The sequence below is a fragment of the Shewanella sp. 10N.286.52.E4 genome, from assembly GCF_041468785.1.
Classification (GTDB): domain Bacteria; phylum Pseudomonadota; class Gammaproteobacteria; order Enterobacterales; family Shewanellaceae; genus Shewanella; species Shewanella electrodiphila.
The window spans coordinates 76,161-93,881 of record NZ_JBFRJJ010000013.1 but is presented as its reverse complement, the minus strand read 5'-3'; the positions used below and the strand labels follow the sequence as shown (position 1 = coordinate 93,881).

Sequence of the window (17,721 nt, the reverse complement as noted above, 5' to 3'; positions counted from 1 at the left end):
TGCTAGGTCATTTTAATCAGGCTATTGTGGTGAAACAGAAGACATCAGCCACTAAATCGGCAGCCTAGTCCCATAAGATGACAGAATGACTACCAAACTTGGATTAGTAAATTCAACGGCTGTAAAGATATCTTGCTAGTTTTAAAGGTGAGTTTCAGTGACGCTGACTAAAGTTTTGATAAAGCGAGAGCGTACTTATACAAATAAAAGCTAGGGCTGGTTAACTGAAAAAAGGCCAAAAAAAAGCCCCAATAAAGGGGCTTTTTAAAAGATGCGAATCAATTACTTGATTTTAGCTTCTTTGTACATAACGTGCTGACGAATAACTGGATCAAATTTCTTGATTTCCATTTTTTCAGGCATGTTACGCTTATTTTTTTCAGTAGTGTAGAAGTGACCAGTTTTAGCACTAGATACTAATTTGATCTTCTCACGATTACCTTTAGATTTAGCCATTTTCTATTATACCTTCTCGCCGCGGGCACGAAGTTCTTTAACTACAACTTCAATACCTTTTTTGTCGATGATACGGATACCTTTAGTAGATACACGTAGTTGCACGAAGCGTTTTTCTTCTTCTAACCAAAAACGGTGGTTTTGTAGGTTAGGTAAAAAACGACGACGAGTCGAATTTTTAGCGTGCGAACGGTTGTTACCAACCATAGGCTTCTTGCCAGTAACTTGGCATACTCTTGACATGTCAATCTTCTCCAAAAACAATTTTAAAACGCTCGAGCATTTATGTGCCTCGTGTGGCCGTCGCCCGAGGCACAAAGAGGGCGCATTTTATACACGATAACAAAACTAAGATCAAGCATTGTTTATAATATCCACCCGCGTTCAGCGAAGGATACTATCTCTTGATCGCCTACAACCATATGATCTAATAGAGAAACATCGATAGTTGAGAGGGCTTTTTTTAATCTGTCAGTAATTTGCCGATCTGCCTGACTTGGCTCTGCAATGCCAGACGGGTGATTGTGACACACTATGACTGCCGCAGCCTTTTTCTCCAGCACTAAGCTCACCACTTCACGTGGATAAACTGATGCCGAATTAATCGTTCCGCGGAATAATTCTACGAACTGAATCACTCTATGTTGGCTATCCAACAATAATAATGCGAACACTTCATAGGATCGGTCTGCTAATTGTCTCATTAAATAGTCCCGAGTTAAATCAGGATTTATTAAAATTTGCCCTCGATGCATATTTTCTTCAAAAATTCGCTTCGAAATCTCGGATGCAGCCTGTAATTGAGCATATTTTACTGGCCCAATACCCGCCAATTTGCACACTTGTGATTTTGGCGCTGCAAATAATGGCCTTAATCCACCAAACTGGCTGAGCATCCCTCGGGCCAAATCAACCGCATTATGTCCCGCTAACCCATTACGCAGTAATACCGCCAATAACTCTGCATCAGATAAATGCCCCGCACCGTGCTTTAATAGTTTATCTCTCGGTCCTTCTCCCTCCGGCCAATCTTTAATTGCCATAAACACTCCCTTGTTTATTGCTTCTATAATCTAGGTTAACGAGTTAACTCTTTTCTTTACGACCTTTTATGGCCACTTGCGACTAAAGAGTATGGTCTAAATTTTTAAATTCGGATCATCCCCCATTAATCGGATTGTGATATCGTAGCGGCAATAAAGTGAATAGCAGGATTAAGCACAACATGCTGACAAATAAAAATGTCCTATTAGGAATTGGTGGCGGTATTGCAGCGTACAAAAGCGCTGATTTAATTCGTCGTCTTAAAGAGCGCGGCGCTGATGTCCGTGTGGTCATGAGCCAAAGCGCAATGGAGTTTATTACTCCACTGACGATTCAAGCCTTGTCAGGCCATCCTGTAGCCTCTGATTTACTTGATCCAGCAGCTGAAGCAGCAATGGGGCACATTGAGCTAGCACGTTGGGCTGACGTCGTAATTGTCGCACCAGCAACCGCCAACCTCATTGCCCGCATTAATGCAGGCATGGCAGATGAGCTGTTAACCACAACCTGCTTAGCCACTGAAGCACCTGTAATTGTATGCCCTGCGATGAATCAACAGATGTATCGCAATCAAGCCACTCAAGAAAACCTTGCTAATGTCGCTCGCAAAGGCATCACAGTTTGGGGCCCTGCAAGTGGCGATCAAGCTTGTGGTGAAGTCGGCCCTGGCCGTATGCAAGAACCACTAGCGATTGCCGAACAATTAGTGCAGTTCTTTGGCCCTAAACCGTTAACCGGACATAAACTCTTGTTAACAGCTGGCCCAACCCGCGAGCCTATTGACCCTGTGCGTTATATTTCAAACCATAGTTCTGGCAAAATGGGCTTCGCATTAGCCACTGCAGCCACCCAAATGGGCGCTGAAGTCACTTTAGTGACAGGGCCAGTTAACTTAGCCACCCCGCTAGGTGTGACAAGAATTAATGTAGAGTCAGCACAAGATATGCTTGATGCCGTGATGGATAATGTCGATAACCAAGATATTTTTATCGGTTGCGCTGCAGTCGCAGATTATCGAATCGCAGAAGTGGCCGAGTCAAAAATTAAAAAGTCGTCAGAGAATATGCAGCTTGCGCTTGTGCGCAACCCTGATATCTTAGCCAGCGTTTCTGCGCTGACTAAACGACCTTTTACTGTAGGTTTCGCAGCAGAGACCGATAACGTAGAAGAATATGCACGCGGAAAGCTTGAACGTAAAAAGTTGGACTTAATTGCCGCTAACGACGTATCAATAGCAGGTCTTGGATTTAATGCCGACGCCAATGCATTACATGTTTTTTGGCAAGACGGTAGTCAACAACTGCCTGCAACCGATAAACTGACGTTGGCAAAACAATTACTTACTCTGATAGCGACAAAAATAAAAACATCATGAAAACACCTGTAGAACTCAAATTACTCGACTCACGCATCGGCAGTGAGTTTCCATTACCAAGCTATGCCACACCTGGCAGCGCTGGCATGGACCTACGCGCCATGATTGATACCACCATGGTGATAGAGCCTGGTAAGACAGTATTAATCCCTACAGGGATTGCAGTGCATGTGGCAGATCCAAGCTTAGCGGCTGTCATTTTACCGCGCTCAGGGTTAGGCCATAAGCACGGCATCGTGTTAGGTAACTTAGTCGGCTTAATTGATTCAGATTACCAAGGTCCATTAATGGTTTCTTGCTGGAACCGCAGTGATAAGCCATTTACCTTAGAAATTGGAGATCGATTAGCACAGCTCGTTTTTGTCCCCGTAGTACAAGCACAATTTACCTTAGTCGATGAGTTTGATACCTCAGATCGTGGTGAAGGCGGATTTGGTCACTCAGGTACCAAGTAACCTTTACAAGTAGTCACAAGCCTAGGAATAACAAATGGCGGCTAGCCCAAAAATAAATCGTCGTGAGCACATTTTACAATGTCTTGCGCACATGCTGGAAACCAGCCCTGGCCAACGGATAACCACAGCTAAATTAGCCGCGGAAGTTGGTGTTTCTGAAGCGGCGCTTTATCGCCACTTTCCAAGTAAAGCAAGAATGTTTGAAGGTCTAATAGAATTCATCGAAGATGCAATTTTGTCTCGACTTAATATCATCATGGATGAAGAAAAAGACACCATGAAACGCTGTGAGTTAGTCTTACAGTTACTATTAGTTTTTTCAGAACGTAACCCAGGTATTTCACGGGTACTGAATGGCGATGCGCTATTAGGTGAAAATGAACGTTTACGTAGCCGTGTCAGCGGGTTATTTGCCAAAATTGAAACTCAAATCAAGCAAATATTACGTGAGAAAACACTACGTGAAGGCCATGGTTTTAACTTAGACGAAGCCATTTTAGCCAATCTGCTTTTAGCTATCGCAGAAGGCAGAATAGCTCAGTTCGTGCGCAGTGAGTTTAAGCAAAAGCCGACAGAACACTTCGATGAACAGTGGCAGTTTGTGCAGCAGCAATTATTACGTAGCTAAGCTAACAAGTGACTGAAAGCCACCAATCAAACGCACTCAACTGAGTGCGTTTTTTATTTTAAATAGCTACCGCTCAACAAATTGGCTCTGTAAAAAATCATCAAACACCAAGTACTTGACTAAAAAGGTCGGCTTTTTTTATTTCAATAATATTAATTTGACTCAAATCACGTTATTATCCCCGTCCCTTATGCTTACTGGGCTATTTGCTCAAACTCAGCACTAAGGCGATTTATAACATACACTCAGTAATAAGTTTGACCATTGTGGTTGGAGGATAAGATGGCATTAAGTGACGCAGCAATAAAAGTTAAAGCAGCACTAACTGAGCAAGGGCTTGAAACCCCGATGCTGCCGCAAACTCATACTCCTGAAGTGCGTAAAGAGAAAATTGAGCATCACATGAAAGAAGTGCTAACCCTAATGGCGTTAGACTTATCAGATGACAGCTTAATGGACACACCACGTCGAATCGCAAAGATGTATGTTGATGAGATATTCTCTGGTCTTGATTATCAAAACTTCCCTAAAATCACCGTCATCGATAACAAGATGGGCGTTGATGAAATGGTGCGAGTACAAGATATTAGCCTCACCAGCACCTGTGAACACCATTTAGTAACCATTGATGGCTTTGCCACTGTCGCTTATTTGCCACGTACCAAAATTATTGGCCTGTCGAAGATTAACCGCATTGTGCGCTTCTTTGCCCAGCGCCCACAAGTGCAAGAAAGACTCACTCAGCAAGTGCTGGTTGCCCTGCAAACCTTGCTTGAAACCAAAGATGTGGCGGTAAAAATGGATGCTGTGCATTACTGCGTTAAATCTCGCGGTGTGATGGACTCAACCAGCTCAACCACCACCACTGCATTAGGCGGGATTTTTAAATCTAACCCTGCTACCCGCGCTGAGTTTTTACACCAATCTAAGTGCTAATTTACTCGGTATAAATGGGCTGCATTGCCAAACGACAGAATCAAAAAAGCCAGTCATATGACTGGCTTTTAGCTTTTAGCGAAGTGAGATTAAATACCGTATTGCTCGCGGTAAGCACTCACTGACGCTAGCTCTTTTTCCATACCTGGTTTTTCAGATAAGTAGCTAATCAAGTCAGACAGCTTAACGATAGATACGATGTCACAGCCAAAGTCGCGCTCAACTTCTTGAATCGCTGACAACTCGCCTTTACCTTTTTCTTGTCTATCAAGTGCAATTAACACACCCGCTAAGCTGGCATCGTGTGCAGCAATGATTTCCATAGACTCACGAATCGCTGTACCTGCGGTGATCACATCATCCACTAACATGATTTTACCCGCTAGCTCGCTACCCACTAATGAGCCGCCTTCGCCATGGGTTTTCGCTTCTTTACGGTTAAAGCAGTAAGGCACATCCACATCGTGATGATCACATAAAGCCACAACGGTAGTTGTCGCAATCGGGATACCTTTATAAGCAGGACCAAACACTAAATCGTAGTCGATACCAGAATCAACCAATGCAGCAGCATAAAAACGACCTAAACGCGCTAAATCACGACCCGTGTTAAATAAACCCGCATTGAAAAAGTAAGGGCTAGTACGGCCTGATTTTAAGGTGAACTCACCAAAGCGTAATACCTGACGCTCAAGAGCGAATTCAATAAACTCACGTTGATATGCTTTCACATTATCTCCTTAACACTGTTATCTATTTTTTTATTTAATGATGACTAAGCCTAAATACAGCTTAAAAAAAGGGGCTCTTATTAACAGAGCCCCTTAATCAAATACGTTTTAGCTTAATGCCGCTTTTTGCGTATCGACAATTTCGCGAATGCCGTGCTTCGCAAGCTCAAGTAAGCTTAATAACTCTTCGTGGCTGAATGGCTCACCTTCGGCAGTGCCTTGGATTTCAATCATCTTGCCAGTTTCAGTCATCACAACGTTCATGTCTGTTTCAGCAGCGCTATCTTCGATATATTCTAAATCACAGATTGGCTCACCTTTGTAAATACCCACACTTACAGCAGCAATTAAGAACTTAAGCGGGTTAGTTTTTAAAATGCCTTTACCACGCGCCCAGTTTAATGCATCGACTAATGCAACACAGGCACCAGTAATCGCAGCAGTACGTGTACCACCATCAGCTTGAATCACATCACAATCGATAACGATAGTGTTTTCACCTAAGGCTTTCATGTCTACAGCAGCACGTAATGAACGGCCGATTAAGCGTTGGATTTCTTGAGTACGACCAGACTGTTTGCCACGAGCCGCCTCACGTTGCATACGACTATGAGTAGAACGAGGAAGCATACCGTACTCAGCAGTCACCCAACCTTGACCTTGGCCTTTAAGAAAACGCGGTACGCCTTCTTCAAAGCTTGCAGTACATAACACTTTAGTGTCACCAAACTCGACCAACACCGAACCTTCAGCGTGAGCTGTAAATTGACGAGTAATCGTAACTGGACGAGATTGTGCAGGTGTTCTGTCGCTTGGACGCATATGCATTTCCTATTGTGTGGGATCAGTGACTAAATTGGGTTTTAAGCTGAAATTGGCTGTAAATTATCGTTCAATCGACGTCTCAATCAAAACAAAACCAGCAATCAACGCTCATAATTGAACAGCATTATAGTGACTTGTTAGCCTTGATGCCACGTCAAACAAAACCCTTATTGGATTTTTATTAACAAAACGGCACACTGGTAGGCGGAATGTGACTCATGCTTTAAGGGAAATGATGAAAATAGCCATCTTTGGTGCAGGTTCAACAGGATGTTACTTAGCCGGCGAATTACTCATGGCTAAACTCGATGTCAGCTTAATTTGTCGCGAGCGGATTAAACGCAGCATTGCCGACAATCAAGGTATCACGCTCACAAGCTACCAAGGCTTACATCAAAAAGTCATGCCGAACGCACTGTTTATCAAAGTTGACACTGACACACCCAAATTCGATTTGATTTTTGTCACCTTAAAATGTCATCAAGTTAGTGAGATTAGTGAACAACTACTGCAGTTATCCCACCAGCAAAGCACCATAGTATTAATGCAAAACGGCTTAGGCAGTTTAGATGAAGTTAAGCAAGCACTCGCTAACATCTCAGCGCAGCCAAGACTGCTGATACAAGGCATAACCCCGTTTAATGTCCTGCAAAAAGAACATGCCACCTTTCATAAAGGCACTGAAGGCGAATTCACTTTTGCCAACACGTCCCATACGCAAACTGTTCAACAAGCAATGCTTTCTGCTGGCTTAAGTTGCACCTTGGCAGAGGACATGGCGCCGATCATTTACGGCAAACTGCTGCTTAACCTCAATAATGCGCTCAATGCCATAACCGATGTACCCATTAAGCAGCAACTGAGTCAAAAACAAACTCGTAAACTATTAAGCCTTGCGATGAAAGAATGGTTAGCTGTGTGCAAAAAAGCCCAGCTCCCTTTAGCGCAATTCACCAAAGTCAGCCCCCAATGGTTGCCACTGATACTATCGCTGCCTGATGGTTTATTTACTTTACTGGCAAAACAGATGCTCGATATCGATCCTCAGGCGCGTTCATCCATGTGGGAAGATATTCAAGCCAAACGTAAAACCGAAATAGACTACCTTAACCAAGCGGTTGTTGAATTAGGTAAGCAATATCAAGTCAACACGCCTATTAACGCCGCTATTTGTGCCGGTATCAAAAAACTCGAACAAGGTATACCAGTCAATATCACAGAGCTTTTATAACACCCCTATAGCGAGCTTTTTTAATGAGCTTTCTCTGAAAGCATTAATAAAAATGCTATTTGATGAACCCTCAGCATCAAAACTTAATAGCAGAATAATAAAAAGGCCGATACTCACTAAGAGCATCGGCCTTTTTATCTATTAGCCCAATAAAGCGCTAACTCAAACTAATTAGCATTTACTTGTTCTTTTTAAGCATAGGTAAAATCAGCAGCGCAATACCCACAACTAAAAACGGAATACTCAGTAACTGCCCTGCACTCATGGTCCACTCAGTGGCATAAGCTGCTTGCTTCACTTTGACCATTTCAATGGCCCAACGCGCACTGAATACGCTACATAAGAACAAGCCGAAAATAACGCCGTGCTTTTCTTTTAAATTAGTAAACTTGTACACAGCATAAAGCGAGATAAAGATAATTAAGTAGCTAATCGCTTCGTATAACTGCGCAGGATGGCGCGGTAGTAAGTCCACTCGCTCAAAAATAATGCCCCAAGGTTTAGTGGTAGGCAGACCTAAAATCTCAGAGTTGGCAAAGTTAGCCATACGCACAAAGAAGCCAAATATCGCCGTCGCAATCGCCAACCTATCCAATAAGAATAAAAACGGCATATCGGTTTTACGCTTGTAATAATACAGCGCTAATATCGCCCCTAACCCGCCGCCATGACTGGCTAAGCCGCCTTCCCATATGGCTAAAATTTTCATCGGATTGGCAAAGTAATAACTCGGATCGTAAAAGAAACAATGGGCTAAACGCGCACCAACAATAATCCCCACCACACAATACATGAGTAGGTTATCTAGCGACTCAACATCCAAGCCTTCTTTTTTGTACATGCGCTTCATTACCTGAAAACCACTGGCAATTGCCAACGCAAATAACGCACCATACCAATGCACTTTTAGACCCATAAAAGAAATCAATACTGGGTCGAGGTTCCACACAAAATGGTCCACTTGCCTACTCCAAAATTTGAAAACATCTAAACCACAAGGTCTAAACGTGAATGTGCCATACTATAAACAATTCATCAGCTTAATTCGATGACAAAGCCTTGATAAGCGAAATTAACCCGCAACATCTCACGACACCCCACTATAGTCATCACTCACCAGCACTAAACTAGTACTAAAAAGCAAACGGTTAAAACGGCGCGATTAAACAAAAACAAACAGCTTAAAGATAACGCCCTAAGCTCAGACTCAGTTAACCCCTTTTAGTTTCATGCCGCACAGTACGATTAGCTAAGTACGATTAGCGAAGTACGATTAGCGAAGTACGATCAGCACTGTGCAATCTGCGAAGTACAATCAATAAACCCTAAAAGCGCATAAGCCTGTAAACAACCGCCCTCAACTCACACATAAGTTTTTGTAAGCTTTGACCTTAGCCCTCAGCAGACTATAATCGACACACTATATTGCTGCTAACTAATCAGGGTTCAACAATGATCCAAAGTATGACCGCCTACGCTCGCATTGAGCACAAAGCCGAATGGGGCACTGCCTCTTGGGAACTTCGCTCAGTTAATCAACGCTATTTAGAAACTTACCTGCGTTTACCAGAGCAAATGCGCAGCCTTGAGCCAGTATTACGTGATCGCCTACGTAAACGCTTAAATCGCGGTAAAGTTGAGGTCAACTTACGTTACGAACTCTCTGATTCAGGCAGCAGTGAAATGCGCCTAAACCAAGATTTAGCCAAGCAATTACTCAATGCTGCTGAATGGTTAAAAAAAGAAGCCAATCAAGGCGAGCTTAACTTAGTCGATATCTTGCGCTGGCCTGGTGTGATGGCGGGTGAAGAAAAAGACATGGGCGCAATCAACAAAGAATTATTGGTTGCATTTGACGACGCAGTAGAGCAATTCATCGAAGCCCGTGGCCGTGAAGGCGAAGCGATTAACGTTATGCTTCAAACCCGTTTAGACCAAATCGTTGAGCAAGTAGCGATTGTACGTGGGCACATGCCTGCAGTAATGCAATGGCAACGTGACAAGCTCACTAACCGTTTAGCCGAAATCACCGGCGAACTTGATCCAGCACGTATGGAACAAGAAATGGTTTTGCTTGCACAAAAAATGGATGTCGCAGAAGAAATGGACCGCCTTGATGCACACGTTGCTGAAACGCGCTTAATCCTCAAAAAAGGTGGCGCACAAGGCCGCCGTTTAGACTTCATGATGCAAGAATTTAACCGCGAATCTAACACCCTAGCGTCTAAATCAATCAGCGCAGAAGTTACCGCAGCAGCGGTAGAACTGAAAGTATTGATTGAGCAAATGAGAGAACAAATTCAGAACGTGGAATAGAGCTCAACAACCCCATCAAGTCTACCTAAAACCCTGTTATAACGCTTGTTATAACAGGTTTTTTATGTTTTTACATATCCTAGATTGTTTGCTATTGTTCAGTAAAAGTGGTGACCATAATGGTGACCAAAACACTTTTTAAACCCTAAATTTCACCCAAATTGACTTATGGTCACCATTTCATAGGTAAGGTCATGAATGATAAGCAAATAAAAGCATTTTTAAGGGCTGGACTAGTTGAGCGTAAAGCAATTGGTGCCGGGCTGTACATTCGCTCTAGAGGTACAGGAATTGGATACTGGGAAATTCGCTATTCTATAAATGGCAAGCGCAGAACAATGACCATTGATGGTGGTACATATCCACAAATGAGTCTTGCAGATGCAAAAATGACAGCCGCAATACTCATCCATAAAGCAAAACAGGGGATTGACCCTCTAGCTGAGCGAGAAAGAAATAACGAAGAGGAAATTGTAACTGTTGATGACCTTTATGCAGACTGGTATCTGCATGTCGCTAGTAAACGTAAACACCCTGAAATACCTGAACGTCAATATACCAAGGATATAAAACCTACTATTGGTCGAATCAAAGTCAAAGATGTAAATGCCAGAGATATCAGAGCCATCATAAGTAAAGTTGCTGCAAGTGACCGAGCAACTGTGTCAAATAAGGTTCTATTTTGCTGTAAACAACTATTTAATCATGCGTGCAAACTAGATCTTATCCCAGCAAACCCCGCCAGTGCATTTAAAGTCTCTGATGCAGGTGGGACAGAAACAAGTAGAACAAGAAGACTTACGTTTACTGAGTTAAAAGCAACATTAAAAGTGTTGCGCGACAACGATCACTCCTTCAATAGAGACAACTACTTAGCAATTTCATTGTTAGTTTGCTTGGGCGTACGCAAAGGCGAGTTAATTGCAGCAAAGTGGGAAGAATTTGATTTCGATAAGCAGCTATGGCACCTACCCGCGAACAGAACCAAGACAAAAGTTGCAATAACAATTCCTTTATCTAACCACATCATTCCATGGTTTAAAGAGTTATACGTCAAAGCCAACGGTTCTGAGTTTTTACTACCATCAAGACGAATAAACAAACCTGATAAAAATAAGCCTAAAAGCCATATCTCTAATGACACATTAAATCACGCCCTAGCAAAGATGTTCGGGCAAAAAGTCGATAGCAAAAAAAAACCAAGCGAAAACTTTTTAGGCCTTGCTGGTATTGAGCATTTTGTTATTCATGACTTAAGAAGAACTTGCAGAAGTTTACTCGCCGAAATAGGAGTATCCAACGATGTTGCAGAAAGATGCCTCAATCATAAACGAGGTCGAATAGAAGATATTTATGATCATTATGACTACTTAAAGGAGAGGACTGAAGCACTTGAAAAACTAGCATCCATGGTTGCACCAATGGTTAACGATGAAAACAACATTACGCCATTCACAAAACGCGCTTAAAAATTTATAGGGGTAATAATATGAAATTTGATCTTAACTTAGATTGCCACATATGGATTGATGATATCGCTCTACATCTTTCAGATGATAAGCTTACCGAAAAAAAAATCCGTGAGCTTAGAGCTAGTCCTAAAAAGGCAGCTACGCCAGTCGAGATATGTAACAACATAAAATTATCATTAGTTCACATTCAAAAAAAACTTGGCATAGCAGTTTTTGATACTGATGATTTCGAATCTCTACGGAACATTCAAACTAAAATTAATTGTTTTCAAGAAGACATTGCCTTACTTAATCAATTACCAGCAGAAGCCGCAATACAGCAACTAAATATTATCCTACTAAATTTTGGTGCCATAATGTACGAAGTCGGCATTCACAATACAGCAGCTCAAACGAATCAAGCTATGACTTACGGTGTAAAATCGAAGAGGGATTCTAAAAGTGGAGCGGATGCAGTCATAGCAAAAAATAATCAATATCGAGAAAAAACCATCTCAATAGCTAAAGATTTTTATCAAAAACCTGAACACCAAGCAGTAAAATACTCCTATGTAACGAAAGCTATCAAACAGCTTATCCGAGAAAATAAAAAGTCTTCGATACCTGAGTGCGTGATAAAAAGGCAAATTTTCGACTACGTACCAGTAAAAGCAAAAGCTGGTGGACGCCCGTGCAAAGAGCACATGAGTGAGTTAATAGTCCAAGAGTACATTAAGAACCAATATGCTAACCTACTTACTTAACAACCTAATTTATTGTAAACAAGAATAACCTTATCAGTTACTTCATTTATACAGTGCCTTAAACTTAGAATGCGCTACAACAGCATCGACATTAAAAAATTCACGACTCCTGTTGTGTCTCACGTGGTCGAATATTTTGTGCATTTCTTGCTCTTTTTGATATGGGTATTGGCAATGTTCTGACCATGCTAATATCCATTGACTTGGTAACGCTGTACCACCATGTTCATTTAACTCAGCACATCGCGCTTGAGGTGTTTGCGTGGTGAACCCTATTTTTACTAGCTTGGTGAAAGTGCTGCGTAAGCAATATACATAACCCTCGGCTGCGTTAATAGGTGATACATGACTAACCTTTTTAGTATATGTTCGAGTAACTACTTGCTCCGCTTGAGGTAAAGCCTGAACAATTAACTCAGGTATACTTCTATCAAGCGTGGCTTTTGTAGTCTCGATTGACTCTACAACTATAGGTATCTTGGAAATTTGCAGAGGTTCACTCTCATTACGCATAGCTTCAAGTTCAAGTTCTACTAGCCTATCTCTTTCCGAAAATCGCTTATTGTTAGAAATTTTACGCTGATGTGCTTCAATTTTTTTACGTATTTCTTTAGGGGATTTAGTCTTTTCCTGAAAGGGTTCCTTATTACGCATCGCCGTAAGCTCAAGCTCAGCTAACCTATCAAACTTAGCTTTGTTTTTCTTCTTAGCTATTTCAAAATGATGCTTTTCAATCAAATCTAATGTGTTCTTACGGGACATGGTGACCTTGTAACTAGCCTAATTACTACGCTTGACTATTTTACCCAGAGTGAATTGCTATAACAATTGTTGTCACTTGATTAAAGTGATGAGCATTACATGACATGCAGAATATCAACAATTCACACCCTAGTGCTAACATTTGAAAACACCCTAGCCGTTAATGGCATCTTCACCACAACATTTGCAAAATACTTATCGACCGCTAGCGAAACCATAGTTTCGCTAGCGATAGCTATTTTTCTGCCTACGCAAACAACGCAAGATGGCCTCGAACCCAAATGACAACTTAATCATTTTTCGAGGTAAATAATGAATCCTAAAGCAACCACTCCAAAGCCTTACGACAGACTTGTCCGCGAAGCTGAAAGAAAGCACCTTACTGGCATTTCACGAACCACAGCTTGGTCTCTTGAACGACAAGGTCTATTCCCCAAACGACGAGAGCTGATACCAGGAGGCAGTGAAGTGGCATGGTCACTTATTGAATTGAGCAGCTGGATTGAGTCTAGAAAAGTTAAAAATATAGGGGTTAACCAAGATCATGCAACTTATTAATAATGAAAGTAGGTTGTACCTTGAGGGTACAAGAATCATTAACAGGCAAGAGCTATTACTAGCCCTCAAAGAAAAAGTAGGTAGCTCGACGCTTTCTCGCAGAATTAAGCAGGGCTCTTTTCCTTCGCCAACAGTAAAAAAAGGAAGTTCTAAATGCTGGTTGCTCAAAGATATAGAGCACCTCATTAACATCAATAAACTAAGGTTGTAAAAGCAACTAAATATGGAAACAGAAAATGAACAAACCAGAAGAAGAACATGAAACTGAACGCCATTTTAAGGCTCTTGTTGACGAGATATATAGACTAAAAAAAGTGAACTATAAATACCTTGAATTACTAAATTTAATAATGGATGAAGATCAAGACAATATGATTTTTTAACAAGCTCAATCCATGGCGGTATTTAAATATTATAAACCGCCATGGTCACCATCAAATTAAGCACTAAACACACAGAAAATAAAATTATGTCATTTATCATAACCAAAAATAACTCCCTCCCATATGCTTACAAAAATCATTGTTATCGAATCTATAAACCGAAAGTTAAAAACCATTTAAAAAATGCATTAAATAGAGCCTTTGAATTGTGTGAAACAATGCTTAGTCATTATAAGAAAGTGTTTGTAGTAAGAGTGGATCTTCACCCGAAGAAATACTCACCTACAAACAAAAACATAGGCTTATATCTTCAATCAGAGAAAGTAAAACTCCAAAAACTATACAAATGCAAAGTTGAGTATTTTTGCGCAAGGGAACAAGTTGATTCACATAAAGAGCACTACCATGTAGTGCTAATGCTAAGCGGTCATAAAATTCAGCACCCAAGTAAATTAGTGTCGAATATGTCAGAGTCGTGGGAGAAATATTGCGGTGGAAACCTTGCAAAGGTAAAACATGCGTTTAGCACTATGGTCAGAGGAAATAAGTCATCTATTGACCCTGTGATATACCGTATTAGCTACCTGACAAAACAATACTCAAAAGAGTTAAACCACTCAGTTAGGAACTTCATTAACAGCAGGCTAAAACCAAAATTAGAAATCGACAAAAACTGCGACTTGTTGCTTGTAAACCCACAAATCACATACACAAAAAACAATAGCAAACGTTATTACTCACTCAAGAAAAGTAAGCTTCCAAGCGGGACTCGTAGCAGAGTAATTAGAAAATATGGTTGGTTTACGGCGAACAAATTGCCTATCAATATTGATAACAGGCTCAATACCATCATCCCATATGACAGCCTTATTCCTTTGGCTGTAATTAAGCAATGATTAAAGCCCAGATAAGTAAATCGACTACATAAAACAGTATCAGGAGGTGGACAATGTCAAAGAAAAAATCAGCAATAAAAGGCCAAGACTATGCAATTGATCCATCGACCAAACGTTCAAAATTCCAAAAGAACAACAGCACAGCTTTAATCCACGGGGGTTATTCAAAAAAAGTCCCTACTGAGCTATTTAACTCAATGTTAGATAATGATCTTGGTTTTGAGCTAGGAGTCTTAAAAGGACAACTATCAAATATTACCATCCTTGGAGAAGAGGTAATTACTAGGTTGGTTAATGAAGGTGAAGATTCTGTTGCCCTTAGCGTGGTGCTTTCATGTGCCGATAGAACTGCTAAGTTAGTCCCACAAATTCACAAAGTGCTCGACTCTTCATTTGCTAAGGCTGAATCGATTCAAGTTAACAAAACCCGTAATCGTTGGTTGAACAAGCTTCATAAAGGGAATTGCTCTTCCATTGAATTAGCATATCAATTTGAAATCCACCAGCTAGGAGAGCTTCCTAAATACGTTCAACAACTTCTTAACCAAGAACTATCCAACCAAAAAACTGAACATGAGCATGAGGAACTGAGTCGAGAGCAAATATTTGAAAAGTTAGAAGACTACAAAAACACAATTAACACTGAAAAAATGCAGCTTAAACAGAGAGCGTTATCGGTATCAATTGAAAAACAGAAAATCAACGAGCAGCTGTTTAACGGATCAGATAGAGAGATTGAAAATTGAAGAAACAACTAAAATCAATTTTATCAGACCCGCGCTATATTGAGCTTTTAGCAATATTCCAGCACAACTGGATTGGGTTTGCTTCAGTCTTAGCCGGAAAAAGTCCAACTTGGCAACAAAGACAAATTATCTCAGCGATTCAACTGCAGGGGTCAAGAGTATCTGTTTCTAGTGGCCATGGAACGGGTAAAAGCGATATGACCAGCATTATGATATTAGCCTTTATGATATTGAACCCAGAAAGCAGAGTTGTAGTGGTAGCCAATAACGCAGCCCAAGTTCGAAATGTCATCTGGAAGTACCTAAAAATCAACTTCAAAGCTGTATGCCGCAACCTACCATGGATAGAACACTATTTTGAACTAAATGAACGAGAGTTTTACGCCATTGGTTATAAGGGAATATGGAGCTGTATTGCTAAATCGGCTCGCCAAGGCAATGAAGAAGCGTTAGCTGGTGAGCATTGTCATACGTATCTCGTAGTCGTTGATGAGGCAAGTGGTTTATCTGACAAAGCGCTCAACGTATTAAGCTCTGCGTTAACTGAAGCCAATAACAACATGTGCTTGTTAAGCCAGCCAACTCGTACAGCAGGATTCTTTTACGACACTCACCATCGTTTAGCTAAAACATCAAATAATCCAAATGGAATTTGGACAGCTATTACCTTGAACTCTGAAGAATCACCACTGGTAACGCCACAGTTTATCGGGGAGAAACTAATTTCATATGGCGGCGAAGACTCACCAGAATACCAAATCAAAGTATTGGGTCAGTTTCCAGATAATATGAACGGTTACCTACTTAGCAGAACCGACTGTGAACGTGCAGCAAGAAGCTCACCAACGCTAATTGATGGTCAATGGGGCTGGGTTGCTGCCTGTGATGTCGGAAATGGTAGAGACAAATCAGTAATCAATATCTGCAAAGTATCCATCGAATCAGCAAATACTCGGCTGGTGGTCTCGCATAGCATAACCGAAATGCGAGCCGACATAGATCCAATAGACTTTGCCTACGAGATAAAAAAGCACGTAGAGCCCTATGAGAGCCAAAATATCAGCATTTTAATTGATGGTGATGGCGTAGGCTTTTCAACAGTCAAAATAGCCTTAGAACTCGGTTTAAACGTGCAAGAAGTTCGCTGGGGAAAGCCAGTATTTAACAATGAAGAGAAAAGCCGTTTCATCAATCAACGCGCCTATAGCCACATAATGATGCGCGATGCGATAAAAACAGGTCGAATGCAAATAGATGGTTCGGAATTAACCAAAAGCCAATTGTCACGTCTACCTGTTCATCTCAATGAGCTAGGGCAGTGGGTTGTATGTGCTAAGAAGGAAATGCGAGAAAAGCACAACATCAAATCCCCTGATAGATCTGACACCTATTGCTTTATGTTTTTAGCTAATCCGGAGCCTGTAACCTCAACAGTAACAGAGGCTGAATCTGAGCGAGAGGAAGCCCTTAACCAGTGGATATGATCGTGAGTTTAACAATGTGAACACGGCGAAACACCGCGCGCGCGTATCAAGAACCAAATGTATAAGCAAAGTTAAGAGCATTTTGATAAACCCGGTGATCAGGTCACATTTATTGACATGACCATTTGCTCATTCAATTCCAATAAATCAACCTACTTATTTAACAAGAGGAAATAACATGAAATTTAACACTGAAGATCTTTGCTACATGGATCCTGAAATACTTGAGAAAGGTAGCTGTGAACTATACGTGATTGCTACTGAACTAAGGGCTGAACACCCCAAAGCTGCATCACTTCTATACAACATAATTACCTATATAAACGGAGATTTCGTCATATTATCTCCTCAGATTATAAAGAAAACGTTGTTATCACTTTCACCGTCAGAAGGCTCTGAAGAACTTTACCAAACGGATCAAAATTTAATTGAAGAGAAAAACAACAAGCTATATGAAATTTGCGATGAGCTCACAGCAAAATATCCACAAGCTGCATCTATTTTGTACGATATAGTATTCTTCCTGTTCGGAGATAGCCGATCTACTCCTGAAATTATCAAAGAAAAATTAATTTCATTTTCACTAGGTGAAAGTAATTCACAGCTGTGCGAGCGCTATAATCGCATGCAAAATAACATCAAAGAATAAAGGTTTATCAGTAACACCTTAGTCTCCCAAC

Annotated in this window: 21 protein-coding genes; 14 read left to right on the top strand and 7 right to left on the bottom strand. The window is 41.1% G+C overall.

The annotated features are described in order from the left end of the window. Positions 1-282: 282 nt before the first annotated feature. The 3 genes from rpmG to radC all read right to left on the bottom strand — a co-directional run bounded on the left by rpmG (position 283) and on the right by radC (position 1,499). A complete protein-coding gene (gene rpmG / locus AB4153_RS07235; RefSeq protein WP_011494790.1) occupies positions 283-456 on the bottom strand; it encodes a 50S ribosomal protein L33 in 174 nt (57 codons plus the stop codon). 6 nt (positions 457-462) lie between these two features. Then, a complete protein-coding gene (rpmB, locus tag AB4153_RS07230; protein ID WP_055025225.1) occupies positions 463-699 on the bottom strand; it encodes a 50S ribosomal protein L28 in 237 nt (78 codons plus the stop codon). A 122-nt stretch (positions 700-821) separates the two neighbouring features. Then, a complete protein-coding gene (gene radC / locus AB4153_RS07225; protein ID WP_371996870.1) occupies positions 822-1,499 on the bottom strand; it encodes a DNA repair protein RadC in 678 nt (225 codons plus the stop codon). A 182-nt stretch (positions 1,500-1,681) separates the two neighbouring features. Here radC and coaBC point away from each other — a divergent pair, with 182 nt between their 5' ends. The 4 genes from coaBC (at position 1,682) to folE (ending at position 4,894) form a co-directional block, all read left to right on the top strand. Beyond that, positions 1,682-2,875: a bifunctional phosphopantothenoylcysteine decarboxylase/phosphopantothenate--cysteine ligase CoaBC gene (gene coaBC, locus AB4153_RS07220; protein WP_229370480.1), complete on the top strand. Its 1,194-nt coding sequence runs from the start codon at positions 1,682-1,684 to the stop codon at positions 2,873-2,875. Beyond that, entirely contained in the window at positions 2,872-3,330 is a 459-nt protein-coding gene (dut, locus tag AB4153_RS07215; RefSeq protein ID WP_229370478.1) for a dUTP diphosphatase, read from the top strand. The genes coaBC and dut overlap by 4 nt, the downstream gene beginning before the upstream one ends. A gap of 34 nt (positions 3,331-3,364) precedes the next feature. After that, entirely contained in the window at positions 3,365-3,958 is a 594-nt protein-coding gene (gene slmA, locus AB4153_RS07210; protein ID WP_102526830.1) for a nucleoid occlusion factor SlmA, read from the top strand. Positions 3,959-4,240: 282 nt separating this feature from the next. Next, entirely contained in the window at positions 4,241-4,894 is a 654-nt protein-coding gene (gene folE, locus AB4153_RS07205; RefSeq protein ID WP_371996869.1) for a GTP cyclohydrolase I FolE, read from the top strand. Between the two features lie 89 nt (positions 4,895-4,983). Here the strand turns inward: folE and pyrE are convergent, their stop codons facing one another. Then, positions 4,984-5,625: an orotate phosphoribosyltransferase gene (pyrE, locus tag AB4153_RS07200; protein ID WP_102526826.1), complete on the bottom strand. Its 642-nt coding sequence runs from the start codon at positions 5,623-5,625 to the stop codon at positions 4,984-4,986. Between the two features lie 108 nt (positions 5,626-5,733). Continuing rightward, positions 5,734-6,447: a ribonuclease PH gene (rph, locus tag AB4153_RS07195; protein ID WP_055025233.1), complete on the bottom strand. Its 714-nt coding sequence runs from the start codon at positions 6,445-6,447 to the stop codon at positions 5,734-5,736. 238 nt (positions 6,448-6,685) lie between these two features. Here rph and AB4153_RS07190 point away from each other — a divergent pair, with 238 nt between their 5' ends. After that, positions 6,686-7,681, top strand: coding sequence for a 2-dehydropantoate 2-reductase (locus AB4153_RS07190; protein WP_371996868.1), 996 nt, complete (start codon positions 6,686-6,688; stop codon positions 7,679-7,681). A gap of 178 nt (positions 7,682-7,859) precedes the next feature. On the opposite strand, the gene lgt is transcribed toward AB4153_RS07190, so the two are convergent. Then, positions 7,860-8,642, bottom strand: a complete 783-nt coding sequence (gene lgt, locus AB4153_RS07185) for a prolipoprotein diacylglyceryl transferase (RefSeq protein ID WP_371996867.1) — start codon at positions 8,640-8,642, stop codon at positions 7,860-7,862. Between the two features lie 491 nt (positions 8,643-9,133). On the opposite strand from lgt, the gene AB4153_RS07180 reads away from it, so the two are divergent. From AB4153_RS07180 to AB4153_RS07170, 3 genes are all read left to right on the top strand, one after another. Next, positions 9,134-9,997, top strand: coding sequence for a YicC/YloC family endoribonuclease (locus AB4153_RS07180; protein WP_371996865.1), 864 nt, complete (start codon positions 9,134-9,136; stop codon positions 9,995-9,997). Between the two features lie 194 nt (positions 9,998-10,191). After that, the gene (locus tag AB4153_RS07175; RefSeq protein ID WP_371996864.1) at positions 10,192-11,466 is read left to right on the top strand and encodes a tyrosine-type recombinase/integrase; all 1,275 of its coding nucleotides are present in this window, start codon (positions 10,192-10,194) and stop codon (positions 11,464-11,466) included. Positions 11,467-11,486: 20 nt separating this feature from the next. Further along, entirely contained in the window at positions 11,487-12,212 is a 726-nt protein-coding gene (locus AB4153_RS07170) for a hypothetical protein (protein ID WP_371996863.1), read from the top strand. Between the two features lie 42 nt (positions 12,213-12,254). On the opposite strand, the gene AB4153_RS07165 is transcribed toward AB4153_RS07170, so the two are convergent. After that, positions 12,255-12,974 (bottom strand): GIY-YIG nuclease family protein, encoded by a 720-nt coding sequence (locus AB4153_RS07165; RefSeq protein WP_371996861.1) that lies wholly within the window; start codon positions 12,972-12,974, stop codon positions 12,255-12,257. 312 nt (positions 12,975-13,286) lie between these two features. Here AB4153_RS07165 and AB4153_RS07160 point away from each other — a divergent pair, with 312 nt between their 5' ends. The 6 genes from AB4153_RS07160 (at position 13,287) to AB4153_RS07135 (ending at position 17,690) form a co-directional block, all read left to right on the top strand. Continuing rightward, positions 13,287-13,532: a helix-turn-helix transcriptional regulator gene (locus tag AB4153_RS07160; RefSeq protein ID WP_371996859.1), complete on the top strand. Its 246-nt coding sequence runs from the start codon at positions 13,287-13,289 to the stop codon at positions 13,530-13,532. A gap of 236 nt (positions 13,533-13,768) precedes the next feature. After that, positions 13,769-13,915, top strand: a complete 147-nt coding sequence (locus AB4153_RS07155) for a hypothetical protein (protein ID WP_371996858.1) — start codon at positions 13,769-13,771, stop codon at positions 13,913-13,915. Between the two features lie 86 nt (positions 13,916-14,001). After that, positions 14,002-14,811 (top strand): inovirus-type Gp2 protein, encoded by an 810-nt coding sequence (locus AB4153_RS07150; protein ID WP_371996857.1) that lies wholly within the window; start codon positions 14,002-14,004, stop codon positions 14,809-14,811. Positions 14,812-14,864: 53 nt separating this feature from the next. Further along, on the top strand, positions 14,865-15,557 hold the full coding sequence (locus AB4153_RS07145; RefSeq protein ID WP_371996855.1) for a hypothetical protein: 693 nt from the start codon (positions 14,865-14,867) through the stop codon (positions 15,555-15,557). Further along, on the top strand, positions 15,554-17,041 hold the full coding sequence (locus AB4153_RS07140; protein WP_371996854.1) for a protein PacB: 1,488 nt from the start codon (positions 15,554-15,556) through the stop codon (positions 17,039-17,041). Before AB4153_RS07145 ends, AB4153_RS07140 begins: the two co-directional genes overlap by 4 nt. A gap of 178 nt (positions 17,042-17,219) precedes the next feature. Next, positions 17,220-17,690 carry a hypothetical protein gene (locus AB4153_RS07135; RefSeq protein ID WP_371996853.1) on the top strand — a complete coding sequence of 157 codons (471 nt, stop codon included), beginning with the start codon at positions 17,220-17,222 and terminating at the stop codon, positions 17,688-17,690. Positions 17,691-17,721: the final 31 nt, after the last annotated feature.

Coding starts and splice junctions, on each gene's coding strand:
- rpmG (WP_011494790.1), bottom strand. CDS start 456: ATGGCTAAATCTAAAGGTAATCGTGAGAAGATCAAATTAGTATCTAGT.
- AB4153_RS07175 (WP_371996864.1), top strand. CDS start 10,192: ATGAATGATAAGCAAATAAAAGCATTTTTAAGGGCTGGACTAGTTGAG.
- AB4153_RS07190 (WP_371996868.1), top strand. CDS start 6,686: ATGAAAATAGCCATCTTTGGTGCAGGTTCAACAGGATGTTACTTAGCC.
- dut (WP_229370478.1), top strand. CDS start 2,872: ATGAAAACACCTGTAGAACTCAAATTACTCGACTCACGCATCGGCAGT.
- AB4153_RS07170 (WP_371996863.1), top strand. CDS start 11,487: ATGAAATTTGATCTTAACTTAGATTGCCACATATGGATTGATGATATC.
- rpmB (WP_055025225.1), bottom strand. CDS start 699: ATGTCAAGAGTATGCCAAGTTACTGGCAAGAAGCCTATGGTTGGTAAC.
- coaBC (WP_229370480.1), top strand. CDS start 1,682: ATGCTGACAAATAAAAATGTCCTATTAGGAATTGGTGGCGGTATTGCA.
- AB4153_RS07135 (WP_371996853.1), top strand. CDS start 17,220: ATGAAATTTAACACTGAAGATCTTTGCTACATGGATCCTGAAATACTT.
- AB4153_RS07155 (WP_371996858.1), top strand. CDS start 13,769: ATGAACAAACCAGAAGAAGAACATGAAACTGAACGCCATTTTAAGGCT.
- AB4153_RS07150 (WP_371996857.1), top strand. CDS start 14,002: ATGTCATTTATCATAACCAAAAATAACTCCCTCCCATATGCTTACAAA.
- AB4153_RS07165 (WP_371996861.1), bottom strand. CDS start 12,974: ATGTCCCGTAAGAACACATTAGATTTGATTGAAAAGCATCATTTTGAA.
- rph (WP_055025233.1), bottom strand. CDS start 6,447: ATGCGTCCAAGCGACAGAACACCTGCACAATCTCGTCCAGTTACGATT.
- folE (WP_371996869.1), top strand. CDS start 4,241: ATGGCATTAAGTGACGCAGCAATAAAAGTTAAAGCAGCACTAACTGAG.
- AB4153_RS07180 (WP_371996865.1), top strand. CDS start 9,134: ATGATCCAAAGTATGACCGCCTACGCTCGCATTGAGCACAAAGCCGAA.
- slmA (WP_102526830.1), top strand. CDS start 3,365: ATGGCGGCTAGCCCAAAAATAAATCGTCGTGAGCACATTTTACAATGT.
- radC (WP_371996870.1), bottom strand. CDS start 1,499: ATGGCAATTAAAGATTGGCCGGAGGGAGAAGGACCGAGAGATAAACTA.
- AB4153_RS07160 (WP_371996859.1), top strand. CDS start 13,287: ATGAATCCTAAAGCAACCACTCCAAAGCCTTACGACAGACTTGTCCGC.
- AB4153_RS07145 (WP_371996855.1), top strand. CDS start 14,865: ATGTCAAAGAAAAAATCAGCAATAAAAGGCCAAGACTATGCAATTGAT.